This window comes from Hansschlegelia beijingensis (assembly GCF_045505405.1).
GTDB classification, from domain to species: Bacteria; Pseudomonadota; Alphaproteobacteria; order Rhizobiales; family Methylopilaceae; genus Methylopila; species Methylopila beijingensis_A.
Map to the genome: position 1 here is coordinate 1 of NZ_JBJKEX010000487.1, position 1747 is coordinate 1747.

Annotated in this window: 2 protein-coding genes; both read left to right on the forward strand. The window is 72.8% G+C overall.

The annotated features are described in order from the left end of the window. Nucleotides 1-129 precede the first annotated feature (129 nt). Nucleotides 130-1242, forward strand: coding sequence for an NAD-binding protein (locus ACIKT0_RS17890; protein ID WP_407106680.1), 1113 nt, complete (start codon nt 130-132; stop codon nt 1240-1242). Nucleotides 1243-1328: 86 nt separating this feature from the next. Continuing rightward, nucleotides 1329-1747, forward strand: a 419-nt coding sequence (locus ACIKT0_RS17895; RefSeq protein ID WP_407106681.1) for a DUF937 domain-containing protein, incomplete at its 3' end; no start/stop codon positions are given.

A 1747-nucleotide genomic window follows, 5' to 3' on the forward strand; every position in this document is an offset into this window, starting at 1 on the left:
GGTGGCGATCATCGCCGCGTCGTCGACCGCGACCGGGTGTTCCGCGCCGAGCCCCATGACGAGGAAGCTCATCGCGATGCGGTGGTCGTGCTCGGCGCCGCCGAGATCTCGCACGCGGCGGGCCTGTCCATGGCGCTCGGCGCGTTTCTGGCCGGCGTGCTGCTCGCCGGCTCGTCCTACCGGCTCGAGCTCGAGGCCGACGTGGAGCCGTTCCGCGGCCTGCTGATCGCCCTGTTCTTCATGGGCGTGGGCATGACGATCGACCTGCGGACCGTGGCCAGCCATTTCCTGGTGCTGCCGCTTGCGGTCGTGCTTTATCTCGCGCTCAAGACCCTGATCGCGACCGCGCTCGCGCGGCTGTTCGGCTCGCCGCTAAGCTCGGCGCTGCGCATAGGGGCGCTGCTGGGGGCGGCGGGCGAGTTCGCCTTCGTGCTGATCCCGCTGTCGGCGACCGAGGGGCTGATCGACGCGGAGACGTCGAGCATGCTCTCGGCGCTCGCCGCCCTCAGCCTGATGCTCGCCCCTCCGCTGGTCTCGCTGTGCGACAGGCTGGCGACGCGGCTCGAACCGCGCACCGACGGGCCGCCGCCGGACTATTCGGACGCCAAGGGCCAGGTGCTGGTGATCGGCTTCGGCCGCGTCGGCCAGATCGCCGCGCAGCTGCTGCTCACCGAGGGCGTCGAGACCACGCTGATCGACGCCAACGCGGCGCGCGTCGAGCAGGCGACCCGGTTCGGCTTCAAGGTCTATTACGGCGACGGCTCGCGGCTCGACGTGCTGCGCGCCGTGAAGGCCGACGAGGCGCGCGCCATCGTGGTCTGCGTCGACGATCAGGAGATCTCGCGCCGGATCGTCGACACCATCCAGAAGCACTTCCCGCTCGCCCAGCTGGTGGTGAAGGCCTACGACCGCGGGCACGCGCTCGACCTCTACGCCGCGGGCGTCGAGAACGTCGTGCGCGAGACGTTCGAGAGCGCGCTGGTGCTGGGCCGTCTGGCGCTGGAGTCGGTCGGCGTCGATCCCGAGCGCGCCGCCGAGATCGAGGCGGATGTCCGGCTGCGCGACCTGCAGCGCCTGCAGATCCAGCGGGTCGAGGGCATCTCGGCCGGGCGGCACCTGTCCTACACCAACCGGCCGACGCCCGAGCCGCTGTCGGAGCCGCGCCGCAAGGGCCAGAAGATCGACGGCGAGGGCGTCCCGGACGCCCACGCCGGCGCGCCGGCCGCGGCCCCCGCCGAATAGACCCGGACGCGCCATTGGCGCGTCTTCGGAGGGCGCCCTAGTCTTGCCCGGGCGAGCGCCGGAAGCGCGCCGCCGGGAGGGACGCCATGATCAACATGTTCGAGCTGTTGCGGCAGGCGCAGGGCGGCGCGGCGTTCGACAACCTCGCCCGGGCCTATGGCGTGTCGCCGGAGCAGATGCGGGCCGCGGTCGCGGCGCTGACGCCGGCTTTCGCGCAGGGCTTCCAGCGCCAGCCGCAGAACGACGAGGCCGCGCGCCGCTTCGCCGAGCTGCTGCAGACCGAGACCTATGCGCGCGCCTTCGAGGCGCAGGCGAACGCCTTCGACCAGGCCGCCACCAGCGCGGGCGAGGAGGCGCTCGGCGCGCTGTTCGGCTCCAAGGAGGTGTCCCGCGCCGTGGCCGCGCAGGCGGCGGCGGCCTCCGGGGTTCAGGCCGAGATCATCCGCAAGGTGCTGCCGGCGCTCGCGAGCATCCTGGTCGGCGGCTTCGCCAAGGCGGCGCAGGG